11 protein-coding genes and 1 tRNA gene are annotated in these 17,721 nt (G+C 27.8%); 7 read left to right on the top strand and 5 right to left on the bottom strand.

Annotation, left to right across the window (positions count from 1 at the left end; translation table 11 throughout):
* Window positions 1–3: 3 nt before the first annotated feature.
* On the bottom strand, window positions 4–1,374 hold the full coding sequence (locus BLV71_RS14440; RefSeq protein WP_093871227.1) for a sigma-54-dependent transcriptional regulator: 1,371 nt from the start codon (window positions 1,372–1,374) through the stop codon (window positions 4–6).
* Window positions 1,375–1,533: 159 nt separating this feature from the next.
* Here BLV71_RS14440 and BLV71_RS14435 point away from each other — a divergent pair, with 159 nt between their 5' ends.
* From BLV71_RS14435 to BLV71_RS14405, 7 genes are all read left to right on the top strand, one after another.
* Window positions 1,534–2,778: an efflux RND transporter periplasmic adaptor subunit gene (locus tag BLV71_RS14435; protein ID WP_093871226.1), complete on the top strand. Its 1,245-nt coding sequence runs from the start codon at window positions 1,534–1,536 to the stop codon at window positions 2,776–2,778.
* 60 nt (window positions 2,779–2,838) lie between these two features.
* A complete protein-coding gene (locus BLV71_RS14430) occupies window positions 2,839–3,540 on the top strand; it encodes an ABC transporter ATP-binding protein (protein ID WP_093871225.1) in 702 nt (233 codons plus the stop codon).
* 26 nt (window positions 3,541–3,566) lie between these two features.
* Window positions 3,567–5,018 (top strand): serine hydrolase domain-containing protein, encoded by a 1,452-nt coding sequence (locus BLV71_RS14425; protein ID WP_093871224.1) that lies wholly within the window; start codon window positions 3,567–3,569, stop codon window positions 5,016–5,018.
* Between the two features lie 4 nt (window positions 5,019–5,022).
* Window positions 5,023–7,443 (top strand): ABC transporter permease, encoded by a 2,421-nt coding sequence (locus BLV71_RS14420; RefSeq protein WP_093871223.1) that lies wholly within the window; start codon window positions 5,023–5,025, stop codon window positions 7,441–7,443.
* Window position 7,444: 1 nt separating this feature from the next.
* The gene (locus BLV71_RS14415) at window positions 7,445–8,209 is read left to right on the top strand and encodes a GIN domain-containing protein (RefSeq protein ID WP_093871222.1); all 765 of its coding nucleotides are present in this window, start codon (window positions 7,445–7,447) and stop codon (window positions 8,207–8,209) included.
* 108 nt (window positions 8,210–8,317) lie between these two features.
* The gene (locus BLV71_RS14410) at window positions 8,318–9,568 is read left to right on the top strand and encodes an Hsp70 family protein (protein WP_093871221.1); all 1,251 of its coding nucleotides are present in this window, start codon (window positions 8,318–8,320) and stop codon (window positions 9,566–9,568) included.
* 154 nt (window positions 9,569–9,722) lie between these two features.
* The gene (locus BLV71_RS14405; protein ID WP_093871220.1) at window positions 9,723–10,910 is read left to right on the top strand and encodes a hypothetical protein; all 1,188 of its coding nucleotides are present in this window, start codon (window positions 9,723–9,725) and stop codon (window positions 10,908–10,910) included.
* Window positions 10,911–10,927: 17 nt separating this feature from the next.
* Here the strand turns inward: BLV71_RS14405 and BLV71_RS14400 are convergent, their stop codons facing one another.
* The 4 genes from BLV71_RS14400 to BLV71_RS14385 form a co-directional block, all read right to left on the bottom strand.
* Window positions 10,928–12,349 (bottom strand): cytochrome P450, encoded by a 1,422-nt coding sequence (locus BLV71_RS14400; RefSeq protein ID WP_093871219.1) that lies wholly within the window; start codon window positions 12,347–12,349, stop codon window positions 10,928–10,930.
* A 500-nt stretch (window positions 12,350–12,849) separates the two neighbouring features.
* Complete coding sequence (purL, locus tag BLV71_RS14395; RefSeq protein ID WP_093871218.1) at window positions 12,850–16,527, bottom strand: phosphoribosylformylglycinamidine synthase; 3,678 nt, start codon at window positions 16,525–16,527, stop codon at window positions 12,850–12,852.
* An 86-nt stretch (window positions 16,528–16,613) separates the two neighbouring features.
* Window positions 16,614–17,423, bottom strand: a complete 810-nt coding sequence (locus tag BLV71_RS14390; protein ID WP_093871217.1) for a carboxypeptidase-like regulatory domain-containing protein — start codon at window positions 17,421–17,423, stop codon at window positions 16,614–16,616.
* Between the two features lie 201 nt (window positions 17,424–17,624).
* Window positions 17,625–17,708 (bottom strand) — tRNA-Leu (locus tag BLV71_RS14385).
* Between the last annotated feature and the right edge of the window lie 13 nt (window positions 17,709–17,721).

The raw sequence follows: 17,721 nt of genomic DNA, 5'->3' as shown, positions 1-17,721 counted from the left end.
GTTTTATAATTGATGTTTTTCTAAACGTCTATATAAAGCAGCTCTTGTTAGTCCTAATTCTTTGGCTGCTCTTGAAATATTTCCTTGATGTTTTTGTAAGGCCTGTTGTATTAAGAGCTTTTCTGTTTCTTCTAAATTTAAGTTATCAGTTAAAGAATTTGTTGCCTTTTTTGTTGAAAAATGTAAATCTTCTAATTGAATTTTAGTGTTATCAGTAATAATAATAGCTCTTTCAATGATATGCTCAATCTCTCTAATATTACCTGGCCAATGATATTGGTTAAGTGCATTTAGTGCTTCTTTAGAAAAACCTTGAATTTTCTTTCGATATTTTTGATTTAATTTTTGTAAAAAGTGAGTGGTTAATAACTCTACATCTTCTTTTCTATCCCTAAGTGGCGGTAAGTTTAATTCTATTGTATTTATTCTAAATAATAAATCTTGTCTAAAAGTTTGTTCATCAACCATTTCATGTACTGGAGCATTTGTAGCGCAAATAATTCGTACATCAATAGCACGTTCTTTTCCTTCGCCTAAACGAGTTATTTTTCTGTTTTGAACAACAGTTAGTAATTTTGATTGTAAATGCATTGGTAAATTACCAATCTCATCTAAAAAGATAGTACCTCCTTTTGCCAATTCAAAACGACCAATAGAGTCTTTATTAGCATCAGTAAATGCACCCTTTACATAACCAAATAACTCACTTTCAAATAAATTTTCATTTAAAGATCCTAAATCTACATGGATAAAAGGATGATTTTTACGAGTAGATTGAAGATGTATTTCTTTAGCAAACACATATTTTCCTGTTCCATTTTCTCCTAATATTAAAATATTGGCATCAGTAGGAGCTACTTTTTGAACTAGCTTTATAGCAGATTGCATTGCAGGAGAATTTCCTATAATATGTTCTGTTTGTTTATGAAAATCTTTATCGTTTTGTTTTTGAACTGTTTGTAATTGTGTTGTTTTCCTCTTTGAGCGAGCTAATTCAACACCTGCATTTACAACACCATATAGTTTTTCAGTATTCCAAGGTTTTAAAATAAAATCAGTAGCACCTTTTTTAATAGCATCCACAGCTAAGTTTACACTACCAAAAGCTGTCATTAAAATAACTGTTGTTTCAGGACTTAACTCTTTAATGTGTTGCAACCAATACAGCCCTTCTTTACCATCTTCAAAACCTATTCTGTAATTCATATCTAATAAAACAACATCCACAGTAGAAGTCGTTAAATGATTACTTATTTTTTTAGGATTGTTCTCTTTTATAATTTCAGAAAAATATTTTTTTAAACTAATTCTTGCTGAAAATAAAATATCATCATCATCGTCAACAATTAGTATAGTTGCATCTTTTTTTCTCATGTTACATAATTACGTATTTGAATGATTATGAACAAATAAATGTTCGATTATGAACATGTTATTTTTAAACGCAAACATAAGTTATTGATTTACAATTTATTATCAAGTTGTTTTCTACTGGCATATTTCTGGCATAATCTATATCAAACGACTTAAATTATGGATAAGCAAATACAAACGAAAAATAAAAAAACAAAAAAAATGTTACTTTGGGGATTACCATTAGTATTATTAGCAGGAATTACATTTATGAATGTAACCCGTAAAAATCAAGTCAACTTAAAAAGAGATTCATTAAGTATAAGAAAAGTTACTAAAGGAGATTTTGAAGATGTACTTTTATTTAATAGTACAATTGAACCTAAAACGTCTGTTTTAATTAATGTAATTCAAGGAGGTTCAGTTTCTGAAATTTTTGTTGAAAGCGGACAAATGATTAAAAAAGGAACACCTCTTTTAAAAGTGTATAATCCAAATGCTGAATTAAACTATTTGACCCAAGAGACAGCAATCGTTGAACAAATTAATAATTTGAGAAACATTAGAGTTAATATAACCAATCAGCAATTAAATTTAGATCAGCAATTATTGAGAATTAATAATGATTTTAAAAATGCGAAACGACAATATAGTTTAGATACCACATTATATAAAAAAGGAGTAGTAGCAAAAAATGAATACCAAAAGTCGGTTCAAGAATATACTTTTCAAAAAGAACGAAGTGGAGTAATAAAGAAGAGTGTAGGAGAAGAGAAAAAAAATAGAGGCATTCAATTGGCAAGAATCAATTCTTCAATTGCTAACATGCAAAAAAGTTTAAATTTACTTAGAAAAAATAAAGAAAATTTTATTGTTAAAGCTCCAGTTGATGGCTTCTTATCTTCATTTAACCCTATTTTAGGAGAGAGTTATACACAAGGACAGTTTGTTGGAAAGGTAGATGTACTAAATGGTTATAAATTAGTAGCTAAAGTAGATGAATATTATATATCAAAACTTAATGAAGGAGTTAAAGGAAATGTTAGTGTTAATAAAGTAACGTATGCTATTAAATTAGCAAAAATTTATTCTGAAGTAGTTAATGGAAGATTTACTGTTGAATTAAAATTTGAAAAAGACTCGTTAACCAATGATTTAAAAAGAGGAATGTCTTTAAAAAGTAAATTATTCCTTTCAAATAATAGTAAAGCTTTATTAATATCTAAAGGTCAATTTTATCAAAACACAAACGGTAAATGGGCTTTTGTTTTGAGTTCAGATAATAAAGCTGTAAAAAGAAAAATTACAATAGGAAGAGAAAATCCTTTTTATTATGAAGTTTTAGGAGGTTTAAAAGAAGGAGATAGAATAATTACATCTAGTTATGATGCTTTTAAAGATGTAGAAGAGGTTAATATTCAGTAGTACTTATTATTAGGTATTGATAGTTAGTTAAAAAGACAATAAAAAATTAAAAAATATATTATGATTAAAATAACAGATTTAGTAAAAGTATACAGAACTGAAGAAGTAGAAACAACTGCTTTAAATAAATTAAGTTTAGAGGTTAAAGAAGGAGAATTTGTTTCTATAATGGGAGCTTCAGGTTGTGGAAAATCTACTTTATTAAATATAATTGGACTATTAGATGCACCTGATGATGGGAGCTATGTATTTGATACTACTGAGGTAGCTAATTTTAATGAAAGAGAAAGAGCTGGGTTACGAAAAGCTAATATTGGTTTTGTTTTTCAAAACTTTAATTTAATAGATGAATTAACAGTATATGAAAATGTAGAATTGCCATTGATTTATAATAAAGTAAAAGCATCAGAAAGAAAAAAACGTGTCAATGAAATTTTAGAAAAAATTGGTATTGCCCATAGGGCAAAACACTTTCCATTACAACTATCAGGAGGGCAACAACAAAGAGTAGCAGTTGCTAGAGCTTTAGTAACAAACCCCAAATTAATTTTAGCTGATGAACCAACGGGCAATTTAGATAGTAAAAGCGGAAATGATGTAATGGAATTATTAACTGAATTACATGCTTCAGGAGCTACTATAGTTATGGTAACACATTCTTCTTATGATGCACAATTTTCAACAAGAATAATCACTTTGAAAGATGGTGAGATTATTTCTCAAAAAGTAAATGAGCATAAAGTAGATGTTTTAGTGCAGTAGGTTAACCTTTTGAAAATAAATTTAAAATGAAAAAAATAAACATACTTATATTAATAATAATTGTTCTTTTTACTTCTTGTAAAAAAGAACAAGAATCAACTCAAAATACTGAGCAAAATTTTTTAAATACTGCAATAGAGAGTTATTTAAAAGATCAAAAAAAAATCCACGAAATTCCTGGTTTTGCACTAGCAGTTATAAAAAATAATAAAACAATTTACAAAGGATACTTTGGAGTTGAAAATATAGAAACTAATAAAAAAGTTGATGCATCAACAATTTTCCCTGTGTTTTCTGTTACTAAGTTAATTGCAGCAACAACCATTTTTAAATTAATAGAAGAAGGGAAATTGACTTTAGAAGATACTATAGGACAGTATATAGACGATTTACCTTTAACATGGCAAAGTGTTACTATAGCAAACTTATTAACTCATTCTTCTGGTTTACCTGATTTCTTTTCTAATAATAAAGAACTTACTGATAACGAAATGTTTTCATTGATAAAACAAAAAGAATTACTATTTACTCAAGGAAATGAATGGAAATATACTCAAACGAATTATTGGTTTTTAGCAAAAATAATACATAAAGTTACCAGTGTTCCTTTTGATTCTTATGTGTTAAACACTCAATTTGAAAATGCAAAAAATCCTGTTTTCTTTTCAATGGATTTTAAAAATCGTGTGAAAAATCGTGTACTGGAGTATATGTATAATAATGAAACGAATCAACAAGAGGCTGATGAAGTTTTGTTTAAAGGAAAAAGGGGAGATGCAGCTGGCGGATTAAATATTAGTTTAGATGATTTTATTTTATGGAATCAAAATTTTGACAAGAACTCTATCATAACCCCTACTACAAAAGAAAAAATGTGGCAGCCTTTTAAATATAATAATCCTGAAGATGAGTTTTTACATGGTTGGGGACTTTATAATTTAAATAATACTGATTCTTATGGATTTACAGGTGGACTTAAAACTGGTTTTAGAAAATTTATTAAAAATGATATGACAATTATATTCTTATCTAACGGATTTAAATATTATCCAACTCATAATATTATAATTGATCATATAGCAGGAATGGTAGATGAGAATTTATTGGATAAAGGTTCTTTGATTAATGAAAAACTATCTAATACATTTTTAAAAGAAACTACAGAAAAGGCAATACTTGAGTTTAAAAAGATTAAAACAGCAAATCCAAATACAAATTTAGAAAGTGCTTTAAATCGTATTGGATATGTTTTTTTAAGAAGCAATAGTTTAGAAAAAGCAATTACAGTTTTTAAATTAAATACCCAAGAATATCCAATATCTGGAAATGTATTTGATAGTTTAGGAGAAGCGTATTTTGTTTCTGAAATGTACAAGCTATCTAAAGAAAATTACAAGAAGTCATTAGTATTAGATCCAAAGAATGAAAATGCTAAAATGATGTTAGAAAAAATAGAAAAATTAACTGCTAAAAACTAAAATTATGTTACAAACGTGGTTTAAAATATTCTTTAGAAATCAACAAAAAAACTGGTTAAACATTTTAATAAATGTATCTGGACTAACATTAGGTTTAGCAGGGTTATTAATTATTTTGTTATACTTAAATGAAGAAAATAGTTACAATCAATGGAACCCAAATAAAAACAACATTTACAGAGTAAATGTAAAGCATAGAGCAAACGGAACTTGGCATGTTGCAACTGCAGGACAATATCACTTGTATAAAAGTGATATTCCTGAAGTAGAAGAAACATTAATGATTGATAATGATTATAGAAGTAGAGTTGTTATTCACGAAAATTTAAATGAATTCACAAAAAAGGTTGTATATACAGAACCTCAGTTCTTTAGTTTTTTTCCTTTTGATATATTGAAAGGAAGCACACAAAAATTTGAAGAAAGCAGAAGACATTTAGCACTTTCAGAAGCTTTTGCAAAACGTCTTTTTAAAGAAGGTAGTGCAATTGGAAAAATTGTTAAAATTGGAAAGATTGATTATACAATAACTACAATTTTTAAAGTACAAGGTAATTCACATGTAGAGCCAGATATGATTGTTCCTTTTGAAGAACCTTATGAAGTAAATTGGGGAAATCATAACAATGAAGTTTTTTGTAAAATAAAGGAAAATACGGATTTGGTAGCCTTGAAAGAAAAAATGGATACTATTTTAATAGAAAAAGCATACACAAAAGAAGCAGAAGAAGGAGGTGTTTCTTTAGAAGTTTATGAAGAACGTTTTGGCTTTAGAGAGGTTGTATTAGATCAATTAGATACTATTTATTTACACAATACAGCTAAACGTGCTGGTCCAAGTGGAACAGGAAACTATCAATTATTGGTAATTTTATTAGGCTTATCTATTTTACTAATTATTATTTCTTGTGTGAATTTTATTAACTTATCTATTGCAACAGCAACACAAAGATCAAAAGAAATAGGTGTAAAGAAAACATTAGGTTCTTCAAAAAAACAATTGATGCTTCAATATGTTTTAGAAATTATTTTCCAAGGTATAATATCATATATTTTATCATTAATTCTTGTAGAACTAGTATTACCATACTTTAATGAGTTTGTTGGAAAAGATATTTCAATACTTCAAATGTCTACTATAGGTACGCTGTTTTTAGTTATGTTTTTAGTGTCTTTGTTAGTTGGAATTATTCCAGCAATTTACATTGCCAATTTTAAAGCTGTAGAAGTATTAAAAGGAAATGTGTCTAAAACCAAAAGAGGAAATTTAGCACGTAATATAATGTTAGGAATACAGTTTTTAATTTCTGGTTTTTTTATCATCAGTATTTTTGTAATCAATTACCAAATACAGTTTATGATAAATAAAGATTTAGGTTTTTCTAAAGAATCTACTTTATCCGTAGATGTTTATAATATAGGTGACGGTCAGTTCAAGAAATATAAATTAGCTAAAGATGTACTTTCTAAAAATGAAAACATTATTGATATAAGTACTAGTATGTTTATTCCTGGTGAAGGATTTGTAAACGGAACAGATTTTAGATATACAGAAAAAAATATTAGCTTTAATAGTGCTTCTAATTTGGTAGATTTAAATTATATAGACTTTGCAAAAATTAAAGTATTAAAAGGAAGAGGGTTTTCTGAAAAATTTGCTTCAGATACTATTACAGGTATTGTTATTAATGAAACTGTGGCAAAAAGAATGGGAGTTTATAATGATCCAATAGGTAAAAAAGTAAGAATAGGTTGGATGAATGATGATCGAGCAGATTTAGAGGTAATTGGTATGATACAAGATTATCATTTTGATGGTTTTGACACAGAAATATCACCAATGTTTATGGTTTCTTGGCAAACCTTTGAGTTTACCAGAAATTGGTTACCATCAATTCAGTTTAAAGTTAGAACTGATAATATTGATAAAACAATTGCAGAAATAGAGTCGTTTTGGCGAGCAAACGTTGATACAAAGTATCCGTTTAATTATGAATTTTTAGATCAGAAATTTGCTAAAACGTACGAAAAGTATAAAAAACAGCAAACCATGTTTTTAATATTATCAATTATCGTAGTAATTATAGCTCTATTAGGTCTTTTTGCTTTAGCAACACTAACAATACAACAACGCTTAAAAGAAGTAGCAATACGTAAAACCTTAGGAGCATCAGTAAAAGAAATTATGTTTCAGCTAATAAAAAACTTCCTTAAAATAACAGTTGTAGCTTCTTTATTTCTTATTCCTTTTGCATATTATTTTATGCAAAATTGGTTAGGTAATTTTGCTTACAAGATAGATATGCCTTTATTACCTTATTTAATTACACCTATTATATTAGTAACTTTAGTTTTTATAGTTGTAGGTTTAAAAGCATACAACGCTACAAAAGTAGATTTAATAAAATATTTAAAATTCGAGTAAAATGAAAAAAATGTATTTAAAATCAATATTTACTATACTAACGTTAGTGGTATTATTAGGTTACAACACTAAAATTAATGCTCAAGATAAAGTGATTACAGTAGAAGAATTTGATAAAGTACTTATTAGTCCTCATATTCAAGTTACTTTTAAAGAAGGAAAGAAAGAATCAATATATATTCAAGAAAATAAAGAACGTAAAGGAATATTAAATATAAAAGTTAAAAACAAAAAACTTCATTTATATTTAGAAGGCGCAAAAATTTCTTCACCAACAAAAAAAATGAAGGTAAATGGATATTTTCAAAAAGTACCTATATATAAAGGTACAATTGTAAAAGCTGTTATAACCTACAAAAAAGTTTCCGATTTTTCTTTTAGGGGAGAACAGAGATTTATTTTTAAAAGTGATTTAATTCAAAAAGAATGTAATTTTAACATAAAAGGAGAATCAGAGGTTATTATTAATTCAGTTGAACTGGAAAGGTTAAAATTGGCCATATACGGAGAAAGTTTTATAAATATTAAAAAAGGAATTGTAAAAAAACAAAAAATAACTGCTTATGGAGCCAGTAAAGTTGTTGCTAATGAAATTAAGTCCAATGAAGTAAAAATAACTGCTTATGGAGATGGTACTTATCAACTTAGTGCTTCTGAAAAAATAAAAGTGACTTCTTATGGAGAAGCTACTATAACATACAAAGGAAAAGCAAAGCTTAAAAAAGGTATAATAATAGGTGAATCAACAATAGAAAATATAAATTAATAAATAATTATTTAACCAATAGAGGCTATTTAAAAATAGCCTCTATTTTATTTTAAAATTAAAATTAAAAAAAGTTGTAAATTGTACGCCTTTTTTAATTTAACAACTATGAAAAATATATGCGGTTTAGATTTTGGTACATCTAATACTATTAGTACAGTTTATAAAGATAATAGAACTATTATGGTTCCTTTTGAAGGAATTAATAAATCCTTACCAAGCTGTGTGTTTTTTCCTTTTGAAGAAATCGAAAAACCTATTTATGGAAATTTAGCTACCGATACATATGTGAATAATGGTTATGGTAGGTATATGAAAAGTTTTAAGAGAATATTAGGTACGTCATTTTTTGAAAAAGGAACAAACTTAAAACCTGGAACTAATATTTTTTTTCACGATATTATTGTTGACTATCTAAAGTATATTAAAAATAAAACAGAAGAATTTACAGGTAGAGTAACTGATTATGTAGTTGTAGGAAAACCTGTTCGTTTATCTGAAGAAAATAATGAGTCCAATTCAGGAATATCTCAATTAGAATCAATTTTAAAACATGTAGGTTATAAAAATTATTCTTTTCTAGAAGAACCAATAGCTGCTGCATATTATCATAAAAAAAGATTGAAAGATAATTCACTAGCTATCGTAGCAGATTTGGGAGGAGGAACGTGTGATTTTACGGTGGTTGAAGTTAATGGCAAAAAAAAGGATTTAAATATTTTATCTACATCAGGAGTATCTTTAGGTGGAACAGATATTGATAGTCATTTTGCTTTAAAAGCATTCTTTCCTGAACTTGGTTATAAAAGCCCCGATAAGTTTAAAGGTTTAATATTACCAGATACACCTTTTAGGTATGCATCTGATTGGAATAAAATAACAACATCATTATATACATTAAAAACGGAGCTTTTAGTAAAAAAAATGGTAAATAATGCTAAGTACAAAGAAAAAATAATTCAGCTTCAAAAATTAATAAATGATAAAAATGCACACTCGTTACTTGATCAGATAGAAGCTACAAAAATAAAATTATCAGAAAAATCTAGTATAGCTTTTAATAGTAAATTCATGCCTAATTCGATGAATTTAACCATAACTAAAAATATATTAGAAAATTCAATTGAAAATATTGTTAGTAAAATTCTAAATACATCTAATCATTGTTGTGTTAAGGCTGGAGTAAAAAAAGAAGCCATTGATTATCTTATTTTAACTGGAGGAACTAGTAAAATGCCTTTAATAAAAAAGTTATTCAAAGAAACTTTTTTTAATGCTCAATTAATAGAAAAAAATTCGATGGATTCAGTTGCTTTGGGCTTGTTAGAAAAAGCAAAAAAAGACTTAGATATAATTTAATTTATTAGTAATTCTTTTAACATTACTTTTTGTAAAAAGAATTAGTAAAGTATTTTAAATTTTGAGTAAATTCTTAGGTTAAAAAAGTATAATTTTGTTTTAGGTTTTCTTTGGCATTTTAATTGCTTATAGAAGTCATCTAAACTATACTTTTATGAAAAAAACGATACTATTATTACTTTTTTGCTCAATTATGATAGCATGTAGTAGTGTTAAATCTACTCAAGAAGCAATAAATAAAGGTAATTATGATAAAGCAATTAATTTATCTTTAAAAAAGTTAACAAGTAATAAAAACAAAGAAAAATATCAACCTTATGTTTTTATGCTACAAGAAGCATTTAAAAAAGTTTCTGAAAGAGAATTGTCTAAAATAGATTTTTTAAGAAAAGAAGAAAACCCTGAAAATTTAGAAAGAATTTATAATTTATATCTTTCTTTAAATAATAGACAAGAAAGAATAAAGCCTTTATTGCCTTTAAAAAATTTATCAAAAGGTAGAAACGCTATTTTTAGTCTTAATGATTATAATAATGATATAATCAATGCCAAAAATGATCTTTCGGAATATTTATATAGTAAATCTAAAGCAGTATTCTCATCAAAAAACAAACAAGATTATAGAAGAGTATATGAAGATCTTGAGTATTTAGATAAAATTAGCCCTAACTATAAAGATGTTAGACAGCTTCAAGAAGAAGCTCATAATATTGGAACTGATTTTGTTTTGGTATCATTAGAAAATAAAACAGATAAAGTTATTCCTAAAAGACTAGAAGAAGATTTACTAAATTTTGACACTTATGGTTTAAATGATTTTTGGACTATTTACCATAGTAAAGAAAGTAACAGAGTTAATTATGATTTTACTTTGAAACTTGTTTTTAGAGATATAAGGATATCTCCTGAGCAAGTACATGAAAAGGAAATAATTAAAGAAAAAAGAATTAAAGACGGATTTAAATACTTGTTAGATTCGAGTGGAAACCAAGTAAAAGATAGTTTAGGGAATAAAATAAAAGTAGATAAATTTATAAAAGCTAATTGTCACTTTTATCAGTTTACTCAGTCAAAATCGGCACAAGTAGTTGGTATGGTTCAATATTTTGATAATTATTCAAAACAACGAATTCAAAATTTTCCTTTAGAAAGTGAATTTATTTTTGAACATAGATATGCAACATACAGAGGAGATAAAAGAGCTTTAGGTAGAAGTTATTTAGATTTATTGTCATTGAGAGCTGTTAATTTTCCAAGTAATGAACAGATGGTTTATGATGTAGGAAGAGACGTAAAAGAGAAACTAAAATATATAATTACTAGAAATAAGTTTAGGAAATAAATTTAAAAGCGCAAATACTAATTAGTATTTGCGCTTTTAAATTTTACTTTTAAGTTTTCAGGATGAACTGTAAAAGCAAAGTTTTCTTGTATATCAGTAGGCTTTCCTTCTAAGTTAATATCAAATTGTTTACAAATACTAGAAATAGCAGTAGTCATTTCTATTAAAGATAAATGCATTCCAGGGCAAAGTCTTGAACCACCACCAAAAGCTTTAACAGCTTTTGGTGTATGATTTTGATATGGACATTCAGATTTAATCCATCTGTTAGGTGAAAAACTTTCAGGATTAGTAAAATTCTCTTCTTGCATTGAAGTAAAACTATTTTGTAGAATGATGCTAGTGTCTTTAGCAATGGACAAATTGTTTATAATAACATCTTTATTTGCTTGGAAAAATAATATAGGAGTTGTTGGTTTTAACCTTATAGCTTCTTGAATTACTGCATTTGTATATTTTAGTGAAGCAATTTGATCATAATTTTCAGGTGTTGAAGAGTTATATACGCTATTAGCTTCATCTCTAATTTTTTGAACAAATTCAGGGTGTTGACCTAAATAGAACAAAGTCCATGCTAAGGTATTAGAAGTAGTATCTTCTCCAGCTAAAAGCATTGCTATTACATTACCATACAATGTTTTTTCATCAAAAACGGTATCTTCTTTTTCACTTTCAATTAATAAGGCTTCTAAAAAATTTGATGGATTATCACGTAATTCTTGATTGTTTTTTAATCTATTCTTTGCATCCTTAATAAAGTCGTAAATAATTTTTTCAATTGATTTAAGTGAACTTTTAAGTTGTTTATCTTTTTTAGAAGGGAAAAATCGCCATATAGGAAAAGGAGCTGTTATTCTATCATTTATCATTGGAAAAATAAGTTCTAAATGATTTTGAAAACTATCTTTCTTATTATTAATTGTATTTAATTTATATCCAAAAGCTATTTCAGTAGTAACATCAATAGTAAAAGCTATGAAATCATTTAAAATTTCAATGGATTGATTTGATGTTGTGTATGTGTTTATTTTAGAAAGTAAATTCTGTGTTTTTTCTTGAATAATAGGGTAGTAGCCTTTAACTTTTTTTACATTTAAGGCTTCTGTAACTGGCTTACGTTGTTTTTTCCAATGCTCACCTTCAGCATTAAAAACTGTATGAAACCCCATTTCAACAAAAACTTCATCAATTTTAGAAAGACGTCTGAAGTTTTCAGGTCTCTGTTTTAAAACGGTATTATTAATTTCTAAATCAGCAGAGACAAGAACTTTTAGGGGACCTAATTTTATAGTGTAAAGATTACCAAAATCTTTTGCCCATTTTTCTAAAATTCTGTGCTTATTTTTTTTCTTAAAGTCTTTTAAGTTACCTAATAAAAAACTCCCTTTAGGCGTTTTTAAATCATTCAAAGTAGTAATTGACTTGTTAGTTGTTGCCATAATTTATATTAAAAACAAGTACAATATACTATAAAGAAGAGGATGAATACAATTTTTTTAATTTAAATAGAATAAATCATTCAATACGTTATGAAATTAAAAATGTAAATAGGTATTATATTTTAATAGCTGTAGATAGTGATTAAAAAGAAAAGATGAGAAAGTATTTTTTTTAAACTAAAAAAAGGCACATATAAATGTACCCTTTTCAATCTTTTTAATACCATTAATCTAACCCTTCTAAAAGATTAATATCTATTAATAAACAAAAGTATTACGATTTAGTCTTAGACTATGTAACATTTGTTACATAAGTACGATAATTAACAATTATTTATGTTTTCTTTAACGAATTGCTTTTAGCATTAACAAACTAAAATATTCTTATTTAAGAAAATAGAATTATTTTTACTAAATGAATAGTATAATACAGTGAGCGGAAAGTGTAAGTAAAATAAAAGCCTTTTGAAATTTCAAAAGGCTTTTATTTTAGAGATATATTATTTTTGGTTTTCAATCCATTTTCTAGCATTTACAAATGCTTCTAGCCATGGAGATACTTCATCTTGCCTATTTTCAGGATAATTAGCCCAATTCCATTGGAATGTAGAGCGTTCAATATGAGGCATTGTTACCAAGTGTCGTCCAGTTTTATCACACATCATTGCTGTATTATAGTCGGAACCATTAGGATTATTAGGATATCCTTCATATCCGTATTTTGCTACAATATGATAGTTTTCTTCAGCTTCAGGTAAATTGAATTTACCTTCACCATGAGAAATCCATACACCAAGTTCTGACCCTACTAAAGAAGATAGCATCACAGAATTATTTTCTTGAATTTTTACAGAAGTAAATGAACTTTCGTGTTTTTTTGAATCATTATGAATCAATTTACCATGTACTTTATGATCAGGGTTAATTAAATCTAACTCCATCCATAATTGAGCTCCATTACAAATACCAACAGATAAGGTATCTTTTCTACTAAAGAAATTCTTTAAAGCTGTATTTGCTTTTTCATTATATAAGAATGCTCCAGCCCATCCTTTAGCAGAACCTAAAACATCTGAATTTGAGAAACCACCAACTGCACCTATAAATTGAATACCTTCAAGGTTTTCACGACCAGAAATTAAATCGGTCATATGAATATCTTTAACATCAAAACCTGCTAAATACATAGCATTTGCCATTTCACGTTCAGAGTTAGATCCTTTTTCACGTATAATAGCAGCTATAGGTTTTTTTGTTGTACTATTTTTTAAATCAACAACATCTTCAAGTTTTCCTGTAAAATATTTAGGGAAAGTGTATTGTAATGGTTGATTTTTATAGTTGTCAAAACGGTTTTTAGCTAAGCCATTAGCAGTTTGCTTATTATCTAATAAATATGATGTTTTATACCAAGTATCTCTTAATTCAGAAATAGATAGAGCAAAAACATCAGTTCCATTTTTAATATTTAATCTATCAGATTCAGTTACTGAACCAATATTAAAGAACTCTATATTATTTTCAGCTAATACTTTTTCTACAGAAGAGTCAATAGATTGAAATACGATACCTGAATTTTCAGAAAATAAAAGTTTAATACTATCAGTTTCGTTTAAAGATGATACATCTAAATTAGCTCCAATATTAACATTTGCAAAACACAATTCTAACAATGTAGTTATTAAACCACCAGATGCTACATCATGACCTGCAACAATTTTGCCTTCTTTAATTAAATTTTGAATAACATTAAATGTAGACTTAAAGAATTCATTATTAGTAATAGTAGGAGTGGAGTTCCCTATTTTATTAACAACTTGAGCAAATGAACTACCCCCTAATTTAAAAGAGTCTTGAGATAAGTTAATATAGTAAATATTTCCTTTGTTTGGTTTTAAAACAGGTTCAACTACTTTACTAATATCATTACAATTTGCACCTGCAGAAATTACAACTGTACCTGGAGAAATTACTTCTTCATTAGGGTATTTCTGTTTCATTGATAAAGAATCTTTCCCAGTAGGAACATTAATACCTAAATCAATAGAAAATTCAGAAATTGCTTTTACAGCTTTATATAAACGAGCATCTTCACCTTCATTTTTACAAGGCCACATCCAGTTTGCAGATAATGAAACAGATTGTAAGCCGTCTTTAAGTGGAGCCCAAACTATATTTGTTAAAGCTTCAGCTATTGAATTTTTACTTCCAGCTTCTGGATTTATTAGCCCAGAAATAGGAGAATGACCTATAGAAGTTGCTACTCCTTCTTTACCTTTATAATCTAAGGCCATTACACCAACATTGTTTAAAGGGATTTGCAAAGAACCAACACATTGTTGCTTAGCTACTTTACCACCAACACAACGGTCTACTTTGTTAGTTAACCAATCTTTACAGGCTACAGCTTCTAATTGTAAAACTTGAGTTAAATAAGATTGGAAATTTTCTTTTGAATAATTTAATTCTTCATAATTACGAATAATGGTTTTATCATTCATAATTGTTTTAGGAGAACTACCAAACATGTCTTCTAAAGCTAAATCCATTGGTTTATTACCATTAGTTTTAGATTCAAAAGTAAAACGATCATTACCAGTAACATCACCAACTGTATACATTGGAGAACGTTCGCGATCGGCTATTTTATTTAATGTCTCTATATGTTTTTCAGAAATAACTAATCCCATACGTTCTTGAGACTCATTACCAATAATTTCTTTATTTGATAAGGTAGGGTCACCAACAGGAAGTTTATCTAAATCTATCTTACCTCCAGTATCTTCCACTAATTCAGATAAACAATTTAAATGCCCACCAGCACCATGATCGTGAATTGATACAATAAAGTTCTCATCACTCTCAACCATTCCACGAACAGCATTTGCTGCACGTTTTTGCATTTCAGGATTAGAACGTTGTACGGCGTTTAATTCTATTCCTGAAGCAAATTCACCAGTATCAGCAGAAGAAACAGCTGCTCCTCCCATACCTATACGGTAATTTTCACCACCAAGAATAACTATTTTATCACCTTCTTTAGGAGTGTCTTTTAATGCTTGCTCATTTTTTCCATATCCAATACCTCCAGCTTGCATAATAACTTTATCAAACCCTAATTTTCGAGCTTCTTCTTCATGTTCGAAAGTTAATACTGAACCACAAATTAATGGTTGCCCAAATTTATTTCCAAAGTCAGAAGCACCATTAGATGCTTTGATTAAAATATCCATTGGAGTTTGATATAACCATTTACGCTCATCCATTGCTTGCTCCCATGGACGATTTTCTTCTAAACGAGAATAAGAAGTCATATAAACAGCAGTTCCTGCTAAAGGTAAAGATCCTTTTCCTCCGGCTAATCTATCTCTAATTTCACCACCAGCTCCGGTTGCAGCACCGTTAAAAGGCTCAACTGTAGTAGGGAAGTTATGAGTTTCAGCTTTTAATGAAATTACAGAATCGAATTCTGATGTTTCATAAAAATCTGGTTTGTCAGCACTTTTAGGTGCAAATTGTTCAACTTTAGGCCCTTTTACAAATGCTACATTATCTTTATATGCTGAAACAATGTCATTAGGATGTTGCTTTGATGTTTCTTTAATTAACTTAAATAAAGAAGTAGGCATCTCTTCTCCATCAATAACAAAAGTACCATTGAATATTTTATGACGACAGTGTTCTGAATTTACTTGCGAAAATCCGAAAACCTCAGAATCCGTTAATTTCCTTCCTATTTTAACAGCTACACCTTCTAAGTACTCAACTTCTTCAGAACTTAAAGCTAAACCTTCTTGTTTATTATAGGTATTAATATCTTCGATTTCTATTATTGGTTCTGGTTGAATATCAATAGTAAAGGTTTCTTGATGTAAACCATTGAACTTTTGAGAAATCATAGGGTCAAAATCTGAAAAATCAGGAGAAACAGCTTCAAATTCTTCTATTCTTAATATCCCAGTTATCCCCATATTTTGAGTAATTTCAACAGCATTAGTACTCCAAGGAGTAATCATAGCTGCTCTTGGACCAACAAAAAAGGCGTCAAGAGACGCCGTGTTTATTTTAGATTGGTTGCCAAATAACCAAGTAAGTTTTGAAGTTGTTTCTGTAGTTAATTCTTCTGTTGTTTGAACAGCAAATATTTTACCGTTTACGTTTCCAAAGAAATGAATCATTATCTAGTTGTATTTGTGTGTGTGTTTAAAGGGCGTAAATTTACTTTTTTTAACTGAATTAAGCACATAAAAAAAGCAGTAAAATTTTACTGCTTTAAATCTGTTTTTTCAGGTATTCTATTTCTTTCTATCTTACCTTTTTTAAGGGCTTTATAATTTTCGTAACAATTTAAAACAGCTTCAATTAATTGTAAATCACTTGCTTTTTTTATAAAATACTCAGAATAATCACAGTCAGAAAGTAATTTATTTAACTCTGATCGATCCATCTCTAAGTATTCCATCATTACTTCTCTATCAAATTTCCCAGCTAACATTTTACGTAAGCCATCTTCTTTTTTAAGTTTTTGAAGCTTTTTTAATTGTTTAGGTTTTTTTCCAAATAAATTATAAACTAGATCTACTGGGTTTAATAATTTTGCTAACGGAGAGCTTATTTTTTTAGGACGACCAACTTCATAGGTTTGTGATATTCCATTAATGTGTATTCTTGTAAATTTATCTTTCGGAACTTGTTTAACATCTACTTCTAAAACTCCAATTAGTTTAGTAGATTTTATAACTATTTCTTTTACTTCCTCAGCTTTTTCAGTTAATGAAATAATTACTTCATTCCCTTTTAGTAAATCATTAGTAACTTTTAGCTTTATAGATGAGTACCCTAAAAATGAAACTAAAACAGTATCATTTGCTTTAGCCGTAAGTTCAAATAAACCTTTTTCATTTGTAATTGTACCAATTACTGTATTAAGATTTAAAATATGTGCGGCACTTAATGATTTTTTCGACTCAGTATCTATAATTTGCCCTTTTAGTTTATCGTTAGGAGTATTTTGAGCTATTGCTATAAATGATAAAAACAATAAGAATAATGTAATAAAATGTCTTTTTTGCATATTGCGAAAATAAGAATAAATGGAGTTTATAACGTTAATAATCTGTGAAATTGAGACGAGTAGCTGTTTTTTTAATTGAAAAACGTCAAGGGACAAAAATAAATCTAAAAAGTAACTGTTTGATTTAAGAAAATTAAATTTAAAAAAGCATTGATTTTAATATAAAAAGACACCAAATAAATTTTGATGTCTTTTTTATTGTGCACGTAACAAGAGTCGAACTTGCACGTTCTTACGAACACAAGCCCCTCAAGCCTGCGCGTCTACCAATTCCGCCATACGTGCTTAAACTAAAAAA

The sequence above is a fragment of the Tenacibaculum sp. MAR_2010_89 genome, from assembly GCF_900105985.1.
Classification (GTDB): Bacteria; Bacteroidota; Bacteroidia; order Flavobacteriales; family Flavobacteriaceae; genus Polaribacter; species Polaribacter halocynthiae.
Note: the sequence above shows the minus strand (reverse complement) of the source record. Positions and strands in the feature narration are given on the sequence as shown.